Below are 20,476 nucleotides of genomic sequence, written 5' to 3' on the forward strand. Positions count from 1 at the left end.
TTCCTTCATGACCCCCTGCCCCTGGCAGCGGGATCCGGACACCATCCGTCTGTTTGGCGGCATGCGCGACGATCAGGGCATCAGCCGGATCGGCTGGGTGGATGTGGATGCGGCTGATCCGCTGCGGGTCCAGGCCGTGTCCGAAGATCCAGTAATCGACCTCGGCGCACCCGGAATGTTCGACGACAACGGCATGATCCTGGGTGATATTCTGGAAGTCTCCGCAGATGAGCTGCGGATGTATTACGTCGGCTTCCAGCTGGTGGAGAAGGCCAAGTTCCTGGCATTTACCGGACTGGCCGTCAGCCGCGACCGCGGCAACAGCTTTGAGCGGGTGCAGCAGACACCGGTCATCGACCGCTGCCCCGAAGGCGCCTTTATCGGTGCGCTGCATTCCATTTCGCCGCTGCCGGACGGTTCCTCCTACCGGGCCTGGATCTCCCGCGGCTTCGGCTGGCAGGACATCGGCGGGCGGCTGTACCCGGCCTATGATTGCTGGACCCTGACCAGCAGCGACGGGCTGCGCTTTGATAACGCCGCAGCCCAGCGGATCATCCCCCCTGCCGCGCAGGAATACCGCATTGGCCGCCCCCGTGCGAACCAGCTGCCGGACGGTACCTGGGAGCTACGGGCAACCTCCGACACCCTGTCCAAGCAATACGAAAGCTTCCGCTTCACCTCGCCCGACGGGGTGCAGTTCACCCGCACCTCGGACCTGGAACTGCCGCGTGGCGAAGCCGGAGCCTGGGACGGCGAGATGACCTGCTACCCCGCACGCATCGACACGCCTCAGGGCCGCAGCTATCTGTTCTACAACGGCAACAACATGGGCGCGACCGGCGTCGGCGTTGCCGTGCTGGAGGATTGATCTGTGGCCATTGAGGTTCAGCGCTATGCGGCTGAGGAAGCCAGCCAATGGGATGCTTTTGTCGAAGCGTCGAAAAATGGCACCTTCCTGCTGCAGCGTGGTTTCATGGATTATCACGCCGACAGGTTTCAGGATCATTCGCTGATGATCCGCGAAAACGGGAACTTGCTTGCTGTGATGCCTGCCAACGCCGATGGCGCAGTTCTGAACTCCCACGGCGGGCTCACCTATGGCGGCGTGATCTCCGGCGCAAAGATGAGCGCGGAACGGATGCTGCATGTGTTTGACGCGCTGGCAGACTACCTGCCTGCCGCCGGGTTCAGCGAAGTAAACTACAAGGCAATTCCCTACATTTACCACAGCCAGCCGGCTGACGAGGACATCTATGCGCTGTTCCGTCATGGGGCCTTAGCTGTTCGCACAGATATCTCGGCGACAATCGCGGTGCCGCGCCGCCTGCCCTTTGGCAGCGGCAAAAAGGACGGCCTGCGCAAGGCCCGCAAAGCAGGCCTCGACGTTCACGAAAGCAGCGATTGGAGCGCCTGCTGGGCGCTGCTAACCCAGGTGCTGGGCGACCGCCACAACGCACGCCCCGTGCACAGCGAGGCAGAAATCCGGTTGCTGGCCGGCCGGTTCCCCGACCGGATCCGCCTGTTTGGCGCTTTTGACGGCGAACAGATGGTTTCCGCCCTCGTGATCTTCGATTGCAGCCAAACTGTGCACGTCCAATACATCGCCTCCTCGGATCGCGGCCGCCGGCACGGCGGCGTCGACCTGATTGTTCACGCGCTGCTGGAGGGCGAATACGCCGGGCGGGCGTGGTTCGACTTTGGCATTTCAACGACCGATCAAGGCCATGTGTTGAACGCCGGCCTCGCCAAGCAAAAAGAAATGTTCGGCGCCCGCAGCTCGGTGTATCAGCAGTTCCGCTGGCAGCTTGCCTGACGCGGGCAGCCGGACGGCTGGTCCGGATGATAAAGAGGACATTCAATGACGCAGACACCCGCCGCCAGCTTCATTCTGCTGTCCTACTGCCAGCAGGACACCATCGCCGGGTCGGTGCAATCGCTGCTGCAACAGGACTGCGAGCCGATCGAGATCATCATTTCGGATGACGCCTCCACCGATGAAACCTTTGCAATCATCCAGGCGCTGGCAGAGGAGTATACCGGCCCGCACCGGATCGTAGCCCGGCGCAATGAGGCCAACATGGGTGTCAACCGGCACATCGAACAGGCCATCGCGCTGGCCAACTCGGATCTGATGATCTGGACCGCCGGCGACGACCGGAACGCCCCCAACCGGGCGCAGCGGATCATCGACAGCCACCGGCAAACCGGTGCCAAACTGTTCTATTCGGATGCGGAAACCGTGGACCCGGCTGGGCAGCCCGGCGAGGACGCCTACCGCCGGGCGCTGTTTTACAAGGACTTCACAACCGCGGATGCCGCCACGTCTTTTTCCCTCTACCTGGGTGCAACGGCAGCCTGGCACAAGGATCTGTACCGCAAATACGGCGGCTTCCCCAAGGAGCGCGCCTATGAGGATCTGATCCTTGGCTTCCGCGCCGCGCTGGAAGACGCCTTGCATTACATCCCCGAAAAGCTGGTGATCTACAAAGAGGACGTCGGCATCTCAGCCCAGCTGACCAAGAAAGTCAGCCCCCTATCCAACCAGGAGCGCCGCACAAGAATGCTGCAGGGCCAGCTCGCGGTTCTGGAACAGAGGCTGAAAGATGCCCGGAACTTTGGACTGGCGGAGGACGCGCTGGTGGTCAAAAATATGACACAGGCAGCCGGTAAGATCTGCGCCCGGCTGGACTCCTACGAGGGGCTCGGCAAGGTGCTGTTCAGCAGGTCTTATGGCTGGAACGCCAAGCTTCAGGGGATCGCCAGCGAGGGCTTGCGCAGGCTGCGCAACAGGTAACGCCGCAGCGGACCACCCCTGCCCCGCCGACGCCCCGGCTGACCGTCAGAACCGCATCAGGCCCTATGCCTGGGCCGCGGCCTCAAGCCTGCAGGCGCCAAGGCTCTTCCTGGCCAATCTCCTCTGCAGCGGGCTGGCCAGCGCCACCTGCAGCATTTGTGCGGAAAGCCCCAATTGCGCCAGCCATCGCCTGAGCTTCCTTGGACAAGCCCAGGCTGGAAGACGTCACCTCTTCGAACAGCCCGGCGTTGCGCGTCGTCGCATCGTCAAGATTGGACATGGCCGAGTTGATCTCCTGCAGGCTGCCGGACTGTTCCGAGGACGCTTGCGAAATGGTCTTCATCAGATCGGCAGCACTGGCAACCGACGCCGAGATCTCGCTGATCGCTGTCTGGGTCTGCGCCACCAGTTCCGCACCAAGCTCTACATTCTGACCCAACTCGTCCACCAGCGCCGCAATTTCCGTCGCCGCCTCTTTGGAACGGTGGGCAAGGGTGCGCACTTCGGATGCAACGACCGCAAATCCCTTGCCGACGCTCCCCGCCCGCGCGGCCTCTACCCCGGCGTTCAGCGCCAGCAGGTTGGTCTGCTGGGCAATGGCTTCGATCATACCGATAATCCGCGAGATCTTTTCGGAACTTTCCTTGATGGCTTCCATCGCACCATAGGTCCGCTTGACCACCTCGATACTTTCGCTGGCGTTCTGGCGCGCAGCCTCCACCGATGCAGAAGCCTCCCCCGACGCCTGCGCCGTTCCACTGATCGACACCGACAGCTGATTGACGGCTGCTGCGGTGCCGGCCAACGTTTGCGCCGTGCGCTCCGAGCGTTCAGACAGATCATGCGACGCGGCTGAGATTTCGGTACTGCCCCCCGCAATGGACTGACCGCTGACGCTGAGACTACTGATGGAGGCTTCCAGTTTTTCCAGCGCTGCGTTGAAATCGTCCCGCAGCTTGGCATAACCCTCCCCCATGTCTTCGTGGATCCGTATCGTCAGATCGCCCTGCGACAACCGTTCCAGCCCGTCGCCGATGGCCGTCACCGCTGCGGCCTGTTCCGCAAGCCTGGCATTGCGCTCCTCTTCGGCCGCGGCTTCAACCTCCGCCTTTTCGACCAGCCCGTCCCGGAACACCGACAGCGCCGTGGCAATCCGGTAGATTTCGCTGCTGGAGCGCTCATACCCATTCACCGGGCGCAGGTTGCCCGCTGCCAGCCGTTCCGTGGTACCGCTGATGTCCGCAAGCGGGCGCAGGATGAGCATCCGCGTCAGCACCAGCGCCCCAAGGAACACGGCCACAGAGACCGCCGCCAGGATCTGCAACTGCCGCTGGGCCGCCGACACATCACTGGCAAGACCATCTGCGATGGAGGCGATCTCCTGCCGGCTTTCAGCCCCCAGCCCAGCTGCGTGCTGGGAAAACTCCAGCATGGCCGCCACGGTTGCCTGCGACGCTGCCGCTGCCGCTGCGGAGGCTTCGAGCGATGCCACCTTGAACACCGGGAGCCCTTCGGACGGATCCGCAAGAACCGTGATGCCTTTCAGCTCCGCCTCCAGCACCCCGCCGCCAAAGGCGATGTAGCCCTGCAGGGCCTTGGCCGCCTTCTGAAGGGGGGCCAAGGCTGCGTTTGCAGCACTGATATCAGAAGCGGCGGCCACTTCCAGCGACGCAATCTGAAAGGCGCTGATCCAGCCATTGACCTCCAGCAGCTGCTGCAGGACTCCGACCTGATTGTCCAGCAGCCCTTGAATGGCCGTCCGGTTGTCGGCACTGGCCTGGGTCGCTGCAACCGACAGGGTGAACACCATCCGCTCCATTGCCTGGGTCAAGGGGCGCACACTTGCGTTCCGGGCGCTCAGCACCGCTTTGCGGCTGTCCTTCAGCTCCTTGCGGCTGGCCGACAGCGTCGAGCGGAACAACTCAACCCCTTCGCGGACTTTCTTGGCACGGAAAGCGTCCAGCCCCAGTTCGTCAAGGCGGTTCAGCACCGGTTCCAGTCGTTTCAGCGCCTCATTCGCCATCTTCTTGAGCGCCCGCTTCGTCGGCACGTCGCGCACATGGCCCAGCGCCAGCGCTGCCCCGGACAGAACGCTGATGTCCGCCCTGGCCTCCAGCAGGATCTGCAAACTGCCGAACTGCTGCTCTACAAGGTTGTTCAGCACCTCGTCGACCTGACCAATCGTATCTTCACCACCCGCCATCAGGCTGTCACTGGCTTCCGAGGCCACCTTGACGAGCTTCGCCTGCAAGGCCTGGCTGAGCGTTTGCAAGCTGGCGGTCTGGGTATCAATCCAGGCCTGGTTGCGGAAGGCACCCTTGCGGGCAGCAATCAGATTGCTGAGCATTTCAGACGCTGCCACCGCCTCTGGCTTGAACATCGCCTGATCCGCAGCCGGCAGACCAGCGACGCTGTCTTCCAAATGCGCAACAGCTGCAGCCGCCTCTTCCTCTGCTTTTGCAAGCGCCTCTGCAGAATTGGCCTGAAGAACCCCGATCATGGCATCCTTGGCCCGGCCTGCTGCCTTAACCAGACGGCCGCTCAACTCCAGTTGCGGCACTTTCTGACCGGTCAGAACCTCCATCTGGCGGCCTGTCTGGGCAAAAACCAGGGTGACCAGAACCCCGCCAACCGCCAAGGCACCCCCCATCGCCATCAGGATCAGCGTGATCTTGGCGCCAATGCTTGAAAACAGCCGGAAACCACGTTTGCCGGAAACGTTCTTCTTTGCAGTCATATTTTCACCCAGGGCATCCGCCCGTCTTGCTTTCCTGGTCCGGCGTTCAGCCGGCACCGCTGCCGCAACCGGGCAAACCAGGCCTTCGATGGTGCAAAGCCGCTGCCGCACAGCCACCCGCGTCTCCCGGATAGAAGGGCCGGAAGAACGTTAAAAAGGCATGAGCGGCTGAAAGGAAATCTATTGGATTTTAGTGATCATCTGCCACCAGTGCTCATCCGGCCTGCAGTTTATGCATCATCAGTCTGCAACCGCCAGGCGCTGAGCGGCGTGAAGCGGCAAGCTGGCCGTCTGACCATCGGGACGGTAGCCCGCCAAAGGATCAAAAACATGCCGTATCTTTCCGCCCTGGCGGGAGGCTGACAGCAGCACAGGCCGGCCATTAACCTGCTCGCCGGACACGGTGACAGGCAAGGTGCCGGTCAGCCAGCCGCCATAGCTGACAGCGCCGCTTGGGCTTCGGATCACAATCTCAAAATAATCCACCGCGGCCATCCTGAAAATCAGGTCTGGCGCTTCGCCGGGCTGACCGCCCAGATGCTCAACCGTCAACTCAGCGCCAATCAGGTTCTGAACCGAATACCCCCAGCGCTGCATGAAATCTTCCACGACATCAAGAATGTCCTGTGTCCGCTCCTCTGGCAGCACATGCTGGCCGAACTCTGAGAACCGCCGCTCAAAGGCAAGACTTTCCGCCAAACCGCCCCCTGCCGCCCGTTAGCGGGCTGACTGTTGTTTCTATTGCTCAATTACTAAAAGCCTAGCAGACTTCAGTGAATTGCAGCGCAAAAGATAGATTTTTGACACATGTTACATCACGTCACGCCGCCAGCGTCCGCCTGACGGCCCCATCGCAGCGCTGCGGCGGCCGCTTATTCAGGCACCCCGGCCCGGCGCAGCGCAGAGGCCCACTCCTGCCCCGCCGGGCTCATGGCTGCCGGGTTGTCGCGCTGGAATTGCGACAGGCAGAATTCAGGCGCCGCCTCCAGCAGCTGCTGGACGGTGCTGCGGGCTTCCTCTCCGCGCCCCGACATCTGCAAGGCGATCGCCTTGGACCGCAGCGGTCCAGGAAAGGCCCCCTTGGCCTCCAAGGACCGGTCGGCAAGTTCAATCGCCCGGCCAAAATTACGGGCCGACAGATTGGCAAGCGCGGACAGTGCATCAAAATAGTACCGCTGCGGACCTAATGGTGTCAGACGCCGCGCCGCGTCTGTCATCAAAACCGCCTCATCCGGCATATCCTGATAGGCCAGCGTCGCCCCTTTCAGCAGCAGGGCAAGCGCTTCGTTCGGGTTGTCGCGCAAGGCCAGATCATAGGCATCCTGGGCCAGATCGAACCGGAAGGTCAGATGGCTGGAAATATGCCCCTTGAGGGTATGCGCCAGCGAGAAACCCGGCGCGGCCTCAATTGCCGCCCCAGCCATGCTGTTGGCCAGGCGGCAGTCCTCCTCCCGGTTTGGGGACAGGCCCTTTTCAACCCGCATGACATGCCAGAACCCCATCCAGGTCAGAGGCAGCACATGATCCGGCTCCCGTTCCAGCAAATAGGACAAGATCTCATGCGCCCTTTGAAATTTCGCAGCGTCCATTTCCTGCATCAGCGAAATCGCCGCCATCAGCAAAGTGTGGCTTTCTAACGCCGCAAGCGGCTTGAAATCTGCCAGACGGACGGCCTCACCCGTTGCGGTCTGGCCGATCTGCTGGGTTGCATTGCGCAGCACCGCACTGTGCCCAGCGATCAACCCCTCGACCGATCCCTCGAAACTGCGCGACCAGATCACCTTTTCGCGCAGAGCATCGTGGAGATCAATCTCGGCACGGAACCGGTCGCCCTCGCAGCTGACCGTGCCCGACACCAGATAATCGACACCGGCCACCGAAGACACTTCGGCCGGGCGCACGGTGAACGGATCAAACTGGCGCGACGCCAAATAAGAGGTGACCGAGAACGCCCAGCTGCGCGACAAATGCCGGGACAGTTCCTCTGACATCAGCGACCCCAGCGGCTCAGCGGCCTCTCCGGGCGCGCGGTGGACAAAAGGCAGCACCGCGATGGATGGCAGCATGCCGTCAAGAATGACCCGGCCCGGCGAAGACCCGGTCCGAGTTCCAGGACTGGCCGCGCCGCGTACGAATTCCGCCCGGGTTTCGCCCAGCCAGGCATTGAACACAGCCTCATGCGGCAGTTCAAAGCCTTCCATGAAGTCTGCATGGCCCGTGCAGCTGTCCAGCTCCACACGGGTCAGATCCAGGATGACCCGCTCGCGGTTGGCAAATAGAAGCTCTGCCGCTTCCGGGCCCAGATGGCGCCGCAGCGTGGACAACGCCGTGCGCAGGCTTGCCTTGGCCTGTTCAGGCTGCGCCAGGCACCACAAAGTCTTCTCCAGAAACGCCCGCGTCCGGATCCCTCCATCCGCAGTTGATAGCAGTGCCAGCAGCGCCTGATGCTTTGCTCCTAGCTGAACAGCGGTTCCATCCGCACGAAAAACACCGAAAGCACCAAAACGGCAGATCTTGAGGAATACAGACATCCGTCAACCCCACAATAAGCGTGATACACCTGAGATTAAATCACCATCATATTGCATTGCGTGTATTTATTTTGCAATTAAAGATTGTAAGAATTTCAAAACGACGCAAAATAATCACGCAACCGCCGGGAAAGCCATCACTGCGCAGCGTACCTGGAATTGCAAAGCGCCGCAACAAAAGGGCGCCGCCGGCGGGCCACTCCTGAACTCACGTATTGCGGGCATTTTCAGACATGCGCCACGCGCACCCTGTTTGCGCACAGGTAACATACAATTACCAAGCATTCCGAAACTCAACCCAAACGGCAGCAGTGCAGCACAATCACGGAACGTGCTGCGCGGCCTGTCACCCGGCAGCCTATGCCCCTGCAGAAAACCTGTAGCTCGTCCCGTTCCGCTCCACCCGGCCGATACCGCCTTGCGGGAAGTGATACCCGATCACACGCATCTGCTCCGCGGCTAGCCGGTCCAGCAGACGAAGCCGCGTCTGTGCCGCCGCCTGCGGATCCTGGTCTGCCCCCACGGCTCTCTCCGGCTCGGCAAGACTGACATGATGGTTGCCAATAGCATCACCCAAAACCATAACGCTTTCGCTGCCCTCGCGGATTTCAAAGGACATGTGGCCCGGCGTATGGCCCGGAGTGGCAACCGCTGCCACGCCCGGCAGGATCTCCTCACCGCCCCGGAACAGCTGTATCCGGTCCTCCAGGATCTCCATGCGGCGGCGGGCGCCTGCCGCCATGGCCGCGCGGCCGCCGCCAATCATTTCAGCCGTCGCGGGGTCGAACCAAAACTCCCATTCGCCCTGCCCCATCAAGAAGGCTGCCTGGGGGAACAGCAGGTCATCAAAATCGTCCAGCACCCCCCACAGGTGATCGGGATGGCAATGGGTAAAGACAACATGGGTCACATCCTCCGGCGACAGGCCTATGGCCGCCAAGGCGTCGGGCAATCCGCCTGCGCTGTCCTGGAACCCCGGCCCGGCGCCTGCATCAAACAAGACAACCCGGCCCTCCTCCTTCAGCAGCGTTACATTCACTGCCGGTGTCAGCGGCCCGGAAGGCAACCCGAACGTCTTCAGCACCTGCTGCAGCGCCTCCGCGTCCAAGCCGGGAAACAAGAAGTCAGGCGGCAAGGTAAGATGGCCATCGGAAACCGTCTCAATCCGCTTGCCGCCCAAACGGAGCTGAGCTGTGCCCCACCCTGGCACTGCCGCCGCTGCAAGCCCGGCTGCCGCCGCCAAACCGAAATCACGCCTGCTCAAAGCCATGACCATCTCCCTCCTGTGCTGCGCAAATTAAATTCAGATATGCGCCTTCGTGAATTATATAGTCAACAAGCGGCCCGAAAACTCCCTTTGTTGCCGCAGCCAGCCCGCTGCGAGGTAAGCGGCCCAGAATCCTTAGGCTAAACCACACGCTGCACAGGTTCCCCGCAGAACCGTGCAAAACCGCTGCGCTGGTACGGACAACTGATGCTCCCGCCGTCTGCACAGGCCCACCGGGCCAAGCGTGGCGCCGGTGTCCAGCGGCAATGCTGCCATTGTGCCCGCCTCCAGATCCGGGCGCACCACGCCCTGGCTGATGATCCAGACAGCCCGGTGCTGCAGCACGAACCGGCGCCCAAAGGTCGAAGACACAAATTCAACCGGGAACCGCGGCATGGTCAGGCCTTGCTCCAGAAACATCCGCTCCACCAGGGGCCGGATGATCGACCCCTCTGAAGGCATCAGCACCGGGTAGTCTTCAAATGCCCCGGGCGTCACATGCGGGGCACCGGCCAGAGGATGGCCGCTCGCCACCACCGCTGCCACCCGCTCGCGGTACAGGGGGTCAAACTCCACCCCGGCCATGGTCTCAGGCGCCGGCATCCGGCCAACCACAAGGTCCAGCTGCCCCCGGCGCAGCTGATCAATCAGATACTGGTTATCGCCGGACATGACCTTGAACCGGCCCGGCGCGCCGCTATTGCGCAGCTGCGCCAGCGTGTCCGGCACCAGATCCGCCGCCACCGTGGGCAAGGCGCCAATGGCGACCAGCGGTCCCTCTGCCTCATCCAGCCCACGCAGCAGCGCCACCCCGTCGCGGGCCAGCGCCAAGCTGCGGCCTGCATGATCGAGGAACAGCTCGCCATAGGCGCTCAGCCGGATGCCACGGCCATGCCTCTCAACCAGCGGCTTTCCGCAGACCGCCTCCAGCTCGCGCAGCGCCCTGGTAACCGCAGGCTGAGACACCCCCAGCGCCTCGGCCGCCTGGGTAACGCTCATCTTGCGGGCCACTTCTACGAAAACCTCCAGATGGCGCAGCTTCAGGGATGAGGAAAAACGCATACCGATACAGTTATTATTTCATGCCTGATTGAGGATTATACAGATCACTTGCGCTATGCGATACTCTTTCACGACGAGGAGACCGGAATGACGCAAGACCGTTACGACCGCGGCATGCAGGTGCGGCGCCAGGTGCTGGGAGATGCCCATGTGGACCGGGCGGAGGCCGCCAAGATCGCGCTGGACCAGCCATTTCAGGAACTGATCACCGAGGCCGCCTGGGGCACGGTCTGGGCCTCGGACCGGATCAGCTTGCGGGAACGCTCGATGCTGACGCTGGCGCTGCTGGCCGCCACCGGCAATTTTGACGAGATCCCGATGCACATCCGCGCCACCATCCGCACCGGCACCAGCCGGGAAGACGTGCTGGAGGCCTTCCAGCACGTGGCCATCTATGCCGGGGTGCCGCGGGCCAACCGCGCGCTGAAACTGGCCAAGCAAACCTATGCCGAAATGGAAAGCGAGGGAGGGGAAACCGAATGACCAAGCCACCGCAGCCCGGGGAGTTCTATCAGAGGGACCGCCGCTGGCACCCCCCTGCCCTGTCGCAGGATTACAAGACCTCGGTCACCCGCTCGCCGCAGTTTCCGCTGATCAGCCTGGAGAACACCACCAGCGAAATCACTGGACCGGTGTTCGGCCATAACGACATCGCCCCCGGCGACAACGACCTGCTGCGTAATTTCGCCCAAGCCGGCCAAAGCCCGATCGGCGAACGGATTATAGTGCATGGCCGGGTGCTGGATGAAAACGCGCGCCCGGTGCCGAACACGCTGGTGGAGGTCTGGCAGGCCAATGCCTCAGGCCGCTACCGGCACAAGAAGGACACCTATCTGGGGGCGCTGGACCCGAACTTCGGCGGCTGCGGCCGGACGCTGACGGATGAGAACGGCAGCTACCATTTCCGTACCGTGAAACCCGGCGCCTATCCCTGGCGCAATTGGGTAAACGACTGGCGGCCCGCGCATATCCACATTTCGGTCTTTGGCAGCGGCTTTGCCCAGCGGCTGATCACCCAGCTCTATTTCGAGGGCGACCCGCTGATTGCCCGCTGCCCGATCGTGAACACCATCCCGGATCCGGAGGCGGTGGAGATGCTCGTGGCGCGCCTCGACATGAACGCCACCATCCCGCTGGACACCATCGCCTACCGCTTTGACATCGTGCTGCGCGGGCGGCGGTCCACCCTGTTTGAAAACCGGCTGGAGGGGAATTGATGCGCCAGAAGCTGGACTACCTGAAAGAAACCCCCTCGCAGACCGCCGGGCCGTATGTCCATATCGGACTGGCTCCCGGCGCGGCAGGGTTTGAGATCTACGATCAGGAGCTCGGATGGGACATCGCCGGCCCCAACGCCAAAGGCGAACGCATCCGGGTCCAGGGCGTGGTGACCGACGGCACCGGTTCGCCGGTCAAGGACGTGCTGCTGGAGGCCTGGCAAGCCAATGCGGACGGCGTCTATGCTCACCCCGAGCACGCGGGTGAAGTGGAGGAAGGCTTTCGCGGCTGGGGCCGGGTAATCACTGATTTCGAGAGTGGAGAATGGGCGTTTGACACCGTGAAGCCTGGCCCGGTGACGGACCGGAGCGGCCAGATAATGGCGCCGCATATCAACCTGTGGATCGTGGCGCGCGGCATCAACGTGGGACTGAACACGCGGATCTATTTCGAGGACGAACCCGCGGCCAACGCTGCCGACCCAGTGCTGAATCTGATAGAGTGGGAGCGCCGCCGCGCTACCCTTATCGCCAGCCGCAGTGAGCGGGACGGCCAGACCGTCTACCGGTTCGATATCCGCCTTCAGGGTGAAGATGAGACCGTGTTTTTTGACATCTGAAGGGGAATTCCATGAGCAAACCCTGCATCATCTGCGTTGCCATCACTGGCTCAGTCCCGACCAAGGAGAACAACCCGGCAGTGCCGGTCACCATCGAAGAGCAGATCGAAAGCACCCATGAGGCGTTTGAGGCCGGCGCCTCGATCGCCCATTGCCACGTGCGAAACGACGACCAGACGCCGACCTCGGATCCGGAGAAATTCGCCCGCCTGATGGAGGGGCTGCAGAAACACTGCCCCGGCATGATCATCCAGCTGTCAACCGGCGGCCGCTCCGGCGCGGGCCGCGAGCGCGGCGGTATGCTGCCGCTCAAACCCGACATGGCATCGCTGTCGGTGGGGTCTAACAACTTCCCGACCCGGGTCTACGAGAACTCCCCGGACCTGGTGGACTGGCTGACCTCGGAGATGCGCACCTACGGCGTGAAACCGGAGATCGAGGCCTTTGACCTGTCGCACATCCACCAGGCGGTGAAGATGAACCGTGAAGGGCGCATTCCCGGCACGCTTTATGTCCAGTTTGTGATGGGGGTGAAGAACGCCATGCCGGTCGACAAGGACGTGTTCGACTACTACGTCAAAACCATGCAGCGGCTGGCGCCGGAGGCCCAGTGGTGCGGCGCTGGTGTCGGGCCGGGGCAAATCCTGGTCAACGAATGGTCCATCGCCGCAGGCGGCCACACCCGCACCGGGCTGGAGGACAACATGCGGCTTGACCGCGCTACACTGGCGCCTTCAAACGCCGCGCTGGTGCAACGGGCAGCAGAGCTGTGTGAAAAACACGAGCGCCCTGTCGCCACCTGGCAGCAGGCCCGCGAAATCCTGGAGCTGCGCCCCGCCTGATGGCGTCCGCTTCGGGCCAGCGGCCTGAAGCCATGCCCAAGGCTGCCAGGCGGCCCGTCAGGGCAGCCGCAGGCGCGGGAGTTCCCCGTCGGCGGCCGCCCCGCCAGCTGGATCACCTCTCGCCGGACAGATCCTTGAGGATAGGGCAATCCGGGCGGCTGTCGCCGGCGCAGCCTTTAACCAGTTCGCCCAGCGTGTCGCGCATCGCCTGAAGGTCGGCGATCTTGGCCTCGATCTTGGCCAGATGCTCCTGCGCCAGCCGCTTTACATCGGCGCTGGCGCGGCTTTCGTCCTCATAGAGCGCCATCAGGGTGCGGCAGTCCTCAATGGTGAAGCCCAGCGCCCGGGCGCGGCCCAAAAACGCCAGCTTGTGCAGATCAGTCTCGGCAAAGCAGCGGTAGCCATTGGCGCTGCGGTGCGGCTTGATCAGGCCGATGTCCTCGTAGTAGCGGATTGTCTTCGCCGGCAGGCCTGAGCGGCTGGATACGTCCCCGATATTCATGCGCGCGCCTCCTGCTTGGTGCCCGCCTTCGCCGCCGGTGCGGCCTGTTCCTCATCTATGGCTGGTTTCAGTCGGCGCAAGCGCAGCGCGTTCGACAACACAAAGACGCTCGACAGTGCCATGGCACCCGCCGCCAGCGCAGGCGACAACAGCGGCCCGCCGAACGGGTACAAAACGCCTGCCGCCACCGGCACCAGCAGCACGTTATAGCCAAAGGCCCAGCCCAGGTTCTGGCGGATATTGCGCATAGTAGCGCGGCTGACGGTCAGCGCATTCACCACCCCGCGCAGATCGCCGGAGACCAGCACCACATCCGCCGCCTCGATCGCCACGTCGGTGCCGGTGCCTATGGCGATGCCCGCATCCGCCGCGGCCAGAGCCGGGGCGTCATTAATGCCATCACCAACGAACGCCAGGGTGCCGTGTTCCGCCTGCAATTCCTGCAGCGCCTTTACCTTATCCGCAGGCAGGCATTCGGCCTTCACCGCGTCAATGCCCAGCCGTTTGGCAATCGCCTGCGCCGTCGCACCCGCATCGCCGGTGATCATGGCCACCTTCAAACCCTGATCATGAAACGCCTTGATCGCCGCCGGGGTGCCCGGCTTGACCGGATCCGCCACTGCAATCACCGCCGCAAGCCGGCCGTCAATGGCGGCATAGAGCGGGGTTTCGCCGCGTTCGGCCAGCCGCGTGCCTTCCGCCTCCAGCGCGCCAAGTTCGATGCCTTCCCGCGTCATCAGACGGGCAGCACCGGCCAGCACCACGCGGCCTTCGACCTCTGCCCGCAGGCCGTAGCCCGGGATCGCCTCAGAGCCTGACGCCTTGGGCAGCCCTTTGCCCGCCGCCGCCGTGATGGCCCGGGCAATCGGGTGTTCGGATTGCGCCTCGGCGGCGCCCGCCAGGCGCAGCACCTCCTCACGGATGAAACCCTCGGCGCAGATCAGTTCAGTCAGCGCCGGGCGGCCCTCGGTCAATGTGCCGGTCTTGTCGAGCGCCACCACCTTGACCTCCTGCAGCCGCTGCAGCGCGTCGCCCTTGCAGAACAGCACCCCCATCTGGGCGGCGCGGCCGATGCCCACCATGATCGAGGTCGGCGTTGCCAGCCCCATAGCGCAGGGGCAAGCGATGATCAGCACGGAAACGCCGGCCACCAGCGCCAGCGGCAGCGACGGCTCCGGGCCGAACAGCGACCAGGCCAGCACGGTCAGCGCAGCCACTGCAATGACGGCAGGCACGAACCACAGGGTGATCCGGTCGACCAGCCCCTGCACCGGCAACTTGGCGCCTTGCGCCTGCTCCACCATGCGGATGATCTGCGCCAGCACGGTGTCGCGCCCCACACGGGTTGCGCGGAATTCCAGCGCGGCGTTGCCGTTGATGGTCCCCGCCGTCACCTCGTCACCGCGCGACTTGGCGACCGGCACCGGCTCACCGGAGATCATGCTTTCGTCGACGTAGGAGCTTCCGGAAGTGATCTCGCCGTCCACTGGGATCCGTTCGCCCGGACGGACCCGGATCAGGTCGCCGGTGCCGATTTCTTCCACCGGGGTTTCGATAATGTCATCTCCGGTAACTACCATGGCAGTCTTAGGCTGCAACCCAGCCAGCTTGCGGATCGCGGCGCCAGTGCGGCCCTTGGCGCGGGCCTCAAGGAAGCGGCCCGTGAGGATCAGCACCACGATGACCGCTGCCGCCTCGTAGTAGACATTGGCGGTGCCCGCGGGCAGCAGCCGGGGTGCGAAGGTGGAAACCACCGAGAAGCCGTAGGCCGCGGCAGTGCCCAGAGCCACCAGCGCGTTCATGTCGGGTGCGCCCCGCAACAGCGCCGGGAAGCCCTTGGCATAGAACTGCCGCCCCGGCCCCGCCAGCACCCCGGTGGTCAGGGCAAATTGCAGCAAGTAACTGTTCTGCATACCGATATTCGCCGCCACCCAGTGGTGCAGCGCCGGAACCATGTGTCCGCCCATCTCAATCAGGAACACCGGCAGGGTCAGCAGCGCGGCGATCAGCACCTGGCGGCCCAGTTCGGAGATCTCATCCGCCTTGCGCTGGCTGGCCTGTTCCGCCTCATCCTCTGCCGCGCCGCTGAGACGGGCGGGATAACCACCCTCTGTCACCTTGCGGGCCAGATCCGCAGCGCGGGCAGCGCCGGTCAGATAGCGGACCTGTGCGGTTTCATTTGCAAGGTTCACAGTTGCCGACAGAACCCCCGGCATCGCCAGCAGCGCCCGCTCCACCCGGCCCGCGCAGGAGGCGCAGCTCATGCCGCTGATGACCAGCGCAGCCTGCGCCTCTGCTGCCGGATAGCCGGCCGCGGACAGAGCGCCGGTCAGGTCCGTCAGTGCAACGTCGCGCTCGGCCTCCACCTGGCCGGTGGCATTGGTCAGATTGACAGAGGCCGATAGAACCCCCTCGACAGCCGTCAGGGCGCGCTCTGCCCGGCCAGCGCAGCCTGCACAGCTGATGCCAGTAATTTGCAAGGTAATTCGGGTCGTGTCTGACATCGGAATCCTGCCGGTTCTGATCCTTTGACAAGGGATATGAGGGTTCCAGCGAGGGGAAGGTCAAGGGGTGGCTGCGAAATTCCTTCCCAAAACTGGAACCCCGCGGTCAAGCTGCTGGAAACCGGTTGTTTTCCTCCCGGCGAATGGCGCGGACCGCCCGCAGGCTGTCGCATTCAAGGCAAAGCCCGGCCACCCGCCCCTGTTAGGGTGCAGAGGCAATGCTTGCGCGTGCCGGGCTGCAAATGTAACGCTGGGTCAGTCAGACCCGCGGCATTGCTGCAGGCAGCGGTTCCACCCGGACCCGCCCCGCGGCGGCCCGGCCTCAAAGAATAAGGACGAAGGACCAGTCACATGATCAAGACCCGCGCCGCCGTTGCGGTTGCCCCCGGCAAACCGCTGGAAATCATGGAGGTGAACCTCGAAGGCCCGAAAGCGGGTGAGGTTCTGGTGGAAATCAAGGCAACCGGCCTGTGCCACACCGACGAATTCACCCGTTCGGGCGACGACCCCGAGGGCATCTTCCCGGCGATCCTGGGCCATGAGGGTGCAGGCGTGGTGGTTGAGGTCGGCGAAGGCGTGACCAGCCTGAAACCGGGCGACCACGTGATCCCGCTCTACACCCCGGAATGCCGTGAGTGCGAATACTGCCTCAACCCCAAGACCAACCTCTGCCAGGCGATCCGCTCGACCCAAGGCCAGGGCCTCTTGCCCGACGGCACCACCCGTTTCTCGATGCAGGACGGCACCCCGATCCATCACTACATGGGCTGCTCGACCTTCGCCAACCACACTGTGGTGCCGGAGATTGCGCTGGCGAAAATCCGTGAAGACGCACCGTTCGATAAGGTCTGCTATATCGGCTGCGGCGTCACCACCGGCATCGGTGCGGTGATCAACACCGCCAAGGTGGAGATCGGCAGCCGCGCGGTGGTCTTCGGCCTCGGCGGCATCGGCCTCAACGTGATCCAGGGCCTGCGGCTGGCCGGCGCCGACCAGATCGTCGGCGTCGACCTGAACCCGGGCAAGGTGGAGATGGCGAAACACTTCGGCATGACCGATTTCGTCAACCCGGCCGAGGTCGACGGCGATCTGGTGGCGCATCTGGTTGAGCTGACCGGCGGCGGCGCAGACTACACCTTTGACGCCACTGGCAACGTGAACGTCATGCGCACCGCGCTGGAATGCGCCCACAAGGGCTGGGGTGAATCCATCATCATCGGCGTGGCCCCCGCCGGCGCCGAGATCTCGACCCGCCCGTTCCAGCTGGTCACCGGCCGCTCCTGGCGCGGCACCGCCTTTGGCGGCGCCTCCGGCCGCACCGACGTGCCGAAGATTGTTGATTGGTACATGGACGGCAAGATCGAGATCGACCCGATGATCACCCACAAGCTGACGCTGGACCAGATCAACGAAGGCTTTGACCTGATGCACGAGGGCAAATCCATCCGCGCGGTGGTCGAATTCTGATCCCGGGATTCATGTGGAACAGAGGGAACGCAGGCCCCCGGGCCTGCGTTTTCTTTTGAACGGTAGAGAGCAGCACTCCTGCCGTCAGCTTTCGGTGGTGGCCTCCACCGCGTCGAGCCGCACGTCATACCCCCAAAGGCGGCGCAGGTGTTTCAGCACCTCCTCCTGGTCGTCATCGTCCAGATGAATGCCATCACGCACAGTGTGGGTCAGCTTCAGCTCCCGGTCGCCGCGCAGGTCGGCGTCTGTCACCTGGATATCCGGCTCAAGGTAGGCGAGGTCATACTGTTTCGCCAGATCGCGGCGGATCGCCTTGTAACCTGCCCGGTTGTGGATCTGGCTGACCACCAGGTTGGGCAGCTCCGCGTCATTGGTCAGGGTGAACAGCTTGAACTTTCGGATCAGGTTTGGTGACAGGAACTGCTGGATGAAACTTTCGTCGCGGTAGTTCGCCCAGGCATCCCGCAGCACCCCGCGCCAGTCCGGGTTGCCGGCAAAATCCGGGAACCACTCCCGGTCCTCCTCCGTCGGATCCTGGCAAATACGGCGGATATCCTCCATCATCGCAAAGCCCAGCGCATAGGGATTGATGCCGGAGTAGCGCGGATCGTCATATTCCGGCTGCATCACCACATTGGTGTGGCTGTGCAGCATTTCCATATACGCTCCTTGGGTGATCTGGCCCTGCTCATAGAGCTTGTTGATGATGTAGTAATGCACGAAGGTCGCGCAGCCCTCGTTCATCACCTTGGTTTGTTTCTGCGGATACAGATACTGCGCTAGCATCCGCACAATACGCAGGATCTCGCACTGCCATGGCTCCAGCACCGGGCTGTGCTTTTCCAGGAAATACAGGATGTTCTCCTGCGGCAGGTTCATCATCTTGCGCCGCGCGCTGAAGTCGGCATCCTCCACCAGCTCCAGCTTGTCGCGGCCCAGTGTTAAATCGGTCCAGATGTCCAGCACGCTCTGGCCGCTCTCATAGCCTTCGCGCACCTTCTGCATGGCCACCAGTTCCTCATTGGTGGGTTTGGGCGGGCGGCCATAGCGAAAAACCCCCTGCGACTGCATTGCATGGGCGGCGTCCAGCACTTCTTCCACTGCCAGCGGGCCGTAGCGCTCCTCGCAGGCGGCGATATAGTTCTTGGCAAAGGCCAGATAGTCGTGAATGCCCGCCGCATCTGTCCATTGCTGGAACAGATAGTTGTTCTTGAAGAAATGGTTATGCCCAAAGGCCGCATGCGCCATCACCAGCGTCTGCATCGCCATGGTGTTTTCTTCCATGTTGTAGCTGATGCAAGGGTTGGAGTTGATGACGATCTCATAGGCCAGGCCCTGGCGTCCAGTACGGTAGAGCGCCTCGTCGCGGGCGAAATGCTTGCCAAAGGACCAATGCTGATACATCAGCGGCAGGCCGACGCAGGAATAGGCGTCCAGCATCTGCTCCGCCGAGATGATCTCGATCTGGTTGGGGTAGACATCCAGCCCGAGGTCTTCGAGCGCGATCTGCTCGATCGCGTCGCGCGCCTTTTCCATCAGCTCAAAGGTCCATTCCGGCCCGTCAAACAGCGGCTCGCGCGCCTTTTCAGCTGCCTGCATGCTGCATCCCTTTCACCTTGGGGAGGAAGAACTCCCGGAAAATCGGATAGATGTGGCCGGGCTGCGAGACCCGCTGCATCTCGAAATGCTGCGCCTGTGCCTTCACCTCGCGGTAGTTCTGCCACAGGTCTTCGCCTGCTTCGGGGTTATTGAGCAGCATTTCCGCCGCTTCGTCGACGATTTCCACATAGGCATAGAACTGGCTGACCGGCAGCAGGTCGTTCAGAAGCAGGTTCTTGCACCTGACCGAGTTGTTGCCGAAGTTTTCGCCGTCCGAGGCCTGGGCGCCGTAGATGTTCCACTCATCCGGCGGATAGCGTTCCTCGATGATCTCCTTCATCTTCTCCAGCGCGGTGGAGACAATAGTGCCGCCGGTTTCGCGGGCATAGAAGAAGGTCTCCTCATCCACCTCCTGGGCATGATGGGTATGGCGCACGAACACCAGTTCGGTGTGCTCATAGCAACGCTCCAGGAACAGATGCAGCAGCAGGAAAAACCGCTTGGCCAGATCCTTTTCACGCTCCTGCATGGAGCCGGAGACGTCCATCAGGCAGAACACCACGGCGCGCGAATTGCGGATCTTTTCCGGCACAAAGGTGTCGTAACGCAGATCCAGCGGGTCGATGTAGCCGACCACCTTGCGCTTGCGGATGATGCCTTCAAGCTTGCGCTGCAGTTCTGCCAGGAACTCGTCCTGCGGCGGGGTGCGTTCGTCCAGCGCTTCCAGCTCTGCAATCTGCTGCTCCAGCTCGCGCTGGGATTTGGTGGTGGGACGCTGCAGGGCGATGCGGCGGCCCAATGAGTTGCGCATGGTGCGCACCAGGTTCAGATTGTTGGGCGTGCCCGCAGTGGTCAGGCCGGCACGGCGGGTGCCGATGGTTTCGGTCTCCACCGTGGCCTTTTCCACCAGATCCGGCAGCTCCAGCCCCTCAAAAAGGATCTCCAGGTATTCTTCCTGGGTCAGGGTGAAGGAAAACTCGTCCTCGCCGTCACCGTCTTCGGAGGCCTTGCGGCCGCCCTGCCCGGCGCCGCCCTGCGGCCGTTTGATGGTGTCGCCGACAACAAAATCCTTGTTGCCGGGCAGCACATGGCGGCGCAGGCCGCCCTTGGAGGAATGGAAGAACCGCGGCTCCTTCAGCCCCCGGGTCGGGATCGTGACCTTCTCTCCGCCGTCCGGGACACCGCTTCCGTTCTGGATCGACTTGCCCCGGACCGACTGATCGACGCGCTCCTTAATATTCTCCCGGGCCCGCCGCAGGAACCGCTGGCGGTTCCCGAGGCTCTTGCCCTTCGGATTGGCGCGCCTGTCGATGAAATGATGCATGTTGCACAGC

Annotated in this window: 17 protein-coding genes; 8 read left to right on the forward strand and 9 right to left on the reverse strand. The window is 63.0% G+C overall.

Features of this window, described 5'->3' with window-relative positions:
• Nucleotides 1–7: 7 nt before the first annotated feature.
• The 3 genes from ACXAEK_RS21255 to ACXAEK_RS21265 are packed head-to-tail and all read left to right on the forward strand — an operon-like array spanning nucleotide 8 to nucleotide 2,794.
• Entirely contained in the window at nucleotides 8–868 is an 861-nt protein-coding gene (locus tag ACXAEK_RS21255) for a hypothetical protein (protein WP_475044963.1), read from the forward strand.
• Nucleotides 869–871: 3 nt separating this feature from the next.
• Nucleotides 872–1,813: a GNAT family N-acetyltransferase gene (locus ACXAEK_RS21260; RefSeq protein ID WP_475044965.1), complete on the forward strand. Its 942-nt coding sequence runs from the start codon at nucleotides 872–874 to the stop codon at nucleotides 1,811–1,813.
• 45 nt (nucleotides 1,814–1,858) lie between these two features.
• Nucleotides 1,859–2,794 carry a glycosyltransferase family 2 protein gene (locus tag ACXAEK_RS21265; protein ID WP_475044966.1) on the forward strand — a complete coding sequence of 312 codons (936 nt, stop codon included), beginning with the start codon at nucleotides 1,859–1,861 and terminating at the stop codon, nucleotides 2,792–2,794.
• A gap of 82 nt (nucleotides 2,795–2,876) precedes the next feature.
• On the opposite strand, the gene ACXAEK_RS21270 is transcribed toward ACXAEK_RS21265, so the two are convergent.
• The 5 genes from ACXAEK_RS21270 to pcaQ form a co-directional block, all read right to left on the reverse strand.
• Entirely contained in the window at nucleotides 2,877–5,531 is a 2,655-nt protein-coding gene (locus ACXAEK_RS21270) for a methyl-accepting chemotaxis protein (protein WP_475044967.1), read from the reverse strand.
• A 240-nt stretch (nucleotides 5,532–5,771) separates the two neighbouring features.
• On the reverse strand, nucleotides 5,772–6,230 hold the full coding sequence (locus ACXAEK_RS21275; RefSeq protein ID WP_475044969.1) for a hypothetical protein: 459 nt from the start codon (nucleotides 6,228–6,230) through the stop codon (nucleotides 5,772–5,774).
• Nucleotides 6,231–6,403: 173 nt separating this feature from the next.
• Nucleotides 6,404–8,062, reverse strand: coding sequence for a transcriptional regulator (locus tag ACXAEK_RS21280; protein ID WP_475044971.1), 1,659 nt, complete (start codon nucleotides 8,060–8,062; stop codon nucleotides 6,404–6,406).
• Nucleotides 8,063–8,420: 358 nt separating this feature from the next.
• Nucleotides 8,421–9,332, reverse strand: coding sequence for an MBL fold metallo-hydrolase (locus ACXAEK_RS21285; RefSeq protein WP_475044973.1), 912 nt, complete (start codon nucleotides 9,330–9,332; stop codon nucleotides 8,421–8,423).
• A gap of 132 nt (nucleotides 9,333–9,464) precedes the next feature.
• Complete coding sequence (gene pcaQ / locus ACXAEK_RS21290; protein ID WP_475044975.1) at nucleotides 9,465–10,391, reverse strand: pca operon transcription factor PcaQ; 927 nt, start codon at nucleotides 10,389–10,391, stop codon at nucleotides 9,465–9,467.
• 87 nt (nucleotides 10,392–10,478) lie between these two features.
• Between pcaQ and pcaC the strand changes: the two genes are divergently transcribed.
• The 4 genes from pcaC to ACXAEK_RS21310 are packed head-to-tail and all read left to right on the forward strand — an operon-like array spanning nucleotide 10,479 to nucleotide 13,070.
• Nucleotides 10,479–10,874, forward strand: coding sequence for a 4-carboxymuconolactone decarboxylase (pcaC, locus tag ACXAEK_RS21295; protein ID WP_475044977.1), 396 nt, complete (start codon nucleotides 10,479–10,481; stop codon nucleotides 10,872–10,874).
• On the forward strand, nucleotides 10,871–11,608 hold the full coding sequence (gene pcaH / locus ACXAEK_RS21300; protein ID WP_475044978.1) for a protocatechuate 3,4-dioxygenase subunit beta: 738 nt from the start codon (nucleotides 10,871–10,873) through the stop codon (nucleotides 11,606–11,608). The genes pcaC and pcaH overlap by 4 nt, the downstream gene beginning before the upstream one ends.
• Entirely contained in the window at nucleotides 11,608–12,228 is a 621-nt protein-coding gene (gene pcaG, locus ACXAEK_RS21305) for a protocatechuate 3,4-dioxygenase subunit alpha (RefSeq protein WP_475045342.1), read from the forward strand. Before pcaH ends, pcaG begins: the two co-directional genes overlap by 1 nt.
• Before the next feature lie 11 nt (nucleotides 12,229–12,239).
• Nucleotides 12,240–13,070, forward strand: a complete 831-nt coding sequence (locus ACXAEK_RS21310; protein ID WP_475044980.1) for a 3-oxoadipate:acetyl-CoA acetyltransferase — start codon at nucleotides 12,240–12,242, stop codon at nucleotides 13,068–13,070.
• Between the two features lie 112 nt (nucleotides 13,071–13,182).
• Here the strand turns inward: ACXAEK_RS21310 and cueR are convergent, their stop codons facing one another.
• Both cueR and ACXAEK_RS21320 read right to left on the reverse strand, forming a co-directional pair.
• Nucleotides 13,183–13,572, reverse strand: a complete 390-nt coding sequence (gene cueR / locus ACXAEK_RS21315; protein WP_475044981.1) for a Cu(I)-responsive transcriptional regulator — start codon at nucleotides 13,570–13,572, stop codon at nucleotides 13,183–13,185.
• Complete coding sequence (locus tag ACXAEK_RS21320) at nucleotides 13,569–16,076, reverse strand: heavy metal translocating P-type ATPase (RefSeq protein ID WP_475044982.1); 2,508 nt, start codon at nucleotides 16,074–16,076, stop codon at nucleotides 13,569–13,571. The genes cueR and ACXAEK_RS21320 overlap by 4 nt, the downstream gene beginning before the upstream one ends.
• Nucleotides 16,077–16,430: 354 nt before the next feature.
• Here ACXAEK_RS21320 and ACXAEK_RS21325 point away from each other — a divergent pair, with 354 nt between their 5' ends.
• Nucleotides 16,431–17,543: an S-(hydroxymethyl)glutathione dehydrogenase/class III alcohol dehydrogenase gene (locus ACXAEK_RS21325; protein WP_475045343.1), complete on the forward strand. Its 1,113-nt coding sequence runs from the start codon at nucleotides 16,431–16,433 to the stop codon at nucleotides 17,541–17,543.
• Between the two features lie 84 nt (nucleotides 17,544–17,627).
• On the opposite strand, the gene ACXAEK_RS21330 is transcribed toward ACXAEK_RS21325, so the two are convergent.
• Entirely contained in the window at nucleotides 17,628–19,142 is a 1,515-nt protein-coding gene (locus ACXAEK_RS21330) for a SpoVR family protein (protein ID WP_475044984.1), read from the reverse strand.
• A complete protein-coding gene (locus ACXAEK_RS21335) occupies nucleotides 19,129–20,466 on the reverse strand; it encodes a YeaH/YhbH family protein (RefSeq protein WP_475044986.1) in 1,338 nt (445 codons plus the stop codon). Before ACXAEK_RS21335 ends, ACXAEK_RS21330 begins: the two co-directional genes overlap by 14 nt.
• Nucleotides 20,467–20,476: the final 10 nt, after the last annotated feature.

Source organism: Leisingera sp. ABM4_101 (assembly GCF_056158725.1).

Bases quoted from the DNA above. Each gene is read 5' to 3' on its own strand.
- ACXAEK_RS21255 (WP_475044963.1), top strand. From the start codon at position 8: ATGACCCCCTGCCCCTGGCAGCGGGATCCGGACACCATCCGTCTGTTT.
- ACXAEK_RS21265 (WP_475044966.1), top strand. From the start codon at position 1,859: ATGACGCAGACACCCGCCGCCAGCTTCATTCTGCTGTCCTACTGCCAG.
- ACXAEK_RS21270 (WP_475044967.1), bottom strand. From the start codon at position 5,531: ATGACTGCAAAGAAGAACGTTTCCGGCAAACGTGGTTTCCGGCTGTTT.
- ACXAEK_RS21280 (WP_475044971.1), bottom strand. From the start codon at position 8,062: ATGTCTGTATTCCTCAAGATCTGCCGTTTTGGTGCTTTCGGTGTTTTT.
- ACXAEK_RS21285 (WP_475044973.1), bottom strand. From the start codon at position 9,332: ATGGCTTTGAGCAGGCGTGATTTCGGTTTGGCGGCGGCAGCCGGGCTT.
- pcaQ (WP_475044975.1), bottom strand. From the start codon at position 10,391: ATGCGTTTTTCCTCATCCCTGAAGCTGCGCCATCTGGAGGTTTTCGTA.
- pcaC (WP_475044977.1), top strand. From the start codon at position 10,479: ATGACGCAAGACCGTTACGACCGCGGCATGCAGGTGCGGCGCCAGGTG.
- pcaH (WP_475044978.1), top strand. From the start codon at position 10,871: ATGACCAAGCCACCGCAGCCCGGGGAGTTCTATCAGAGGGACCGCCGC.
- pcaG (WP_475045342.1), top strand. From the start codon at position 11,608: ATGCGCCAGAAGCTGGACTACCTGAAAGAAACCCCCTCGCAGACCGCC.
- ACXAEK_RS21310 (WP_475044980.1), top strand. From the start codon at position 12,240: ATGAGCAAACCCTGCATCATCTGCGTTGCCATCACTGGCTCAGTCCCG.
- cueR (WP_475044981.1), bottom strand. From the start codon at position 13,572: ATGAATATCGGGGACGTATCCAGCCGCTCAGGCCTGCCGGCGAAGACA.
- ACXAEK_RS21320 (WP_475044982.1), bottom strand. From the start codon at position 16,076: ATGTCAGACACGACCCGAATTACCTTGCAAATTACTGGCATCAGCTGT.
- ACXAEK_RS21330 (WP_475044984.1), bottom strand. From the start codon at position 19,142: ATGCAGGCAGCTGAAAAGGCGCGCGAGCCGCTGTTTGACGGGCCGGAA.
- ACXAEK_RS21335 (WP_475044986.1), bottom strand. From the start codon at position 20,466: ATGCATCATTTCATCGACAGGCGCGCCAATCCGAAGGGCAAGAGCCTC.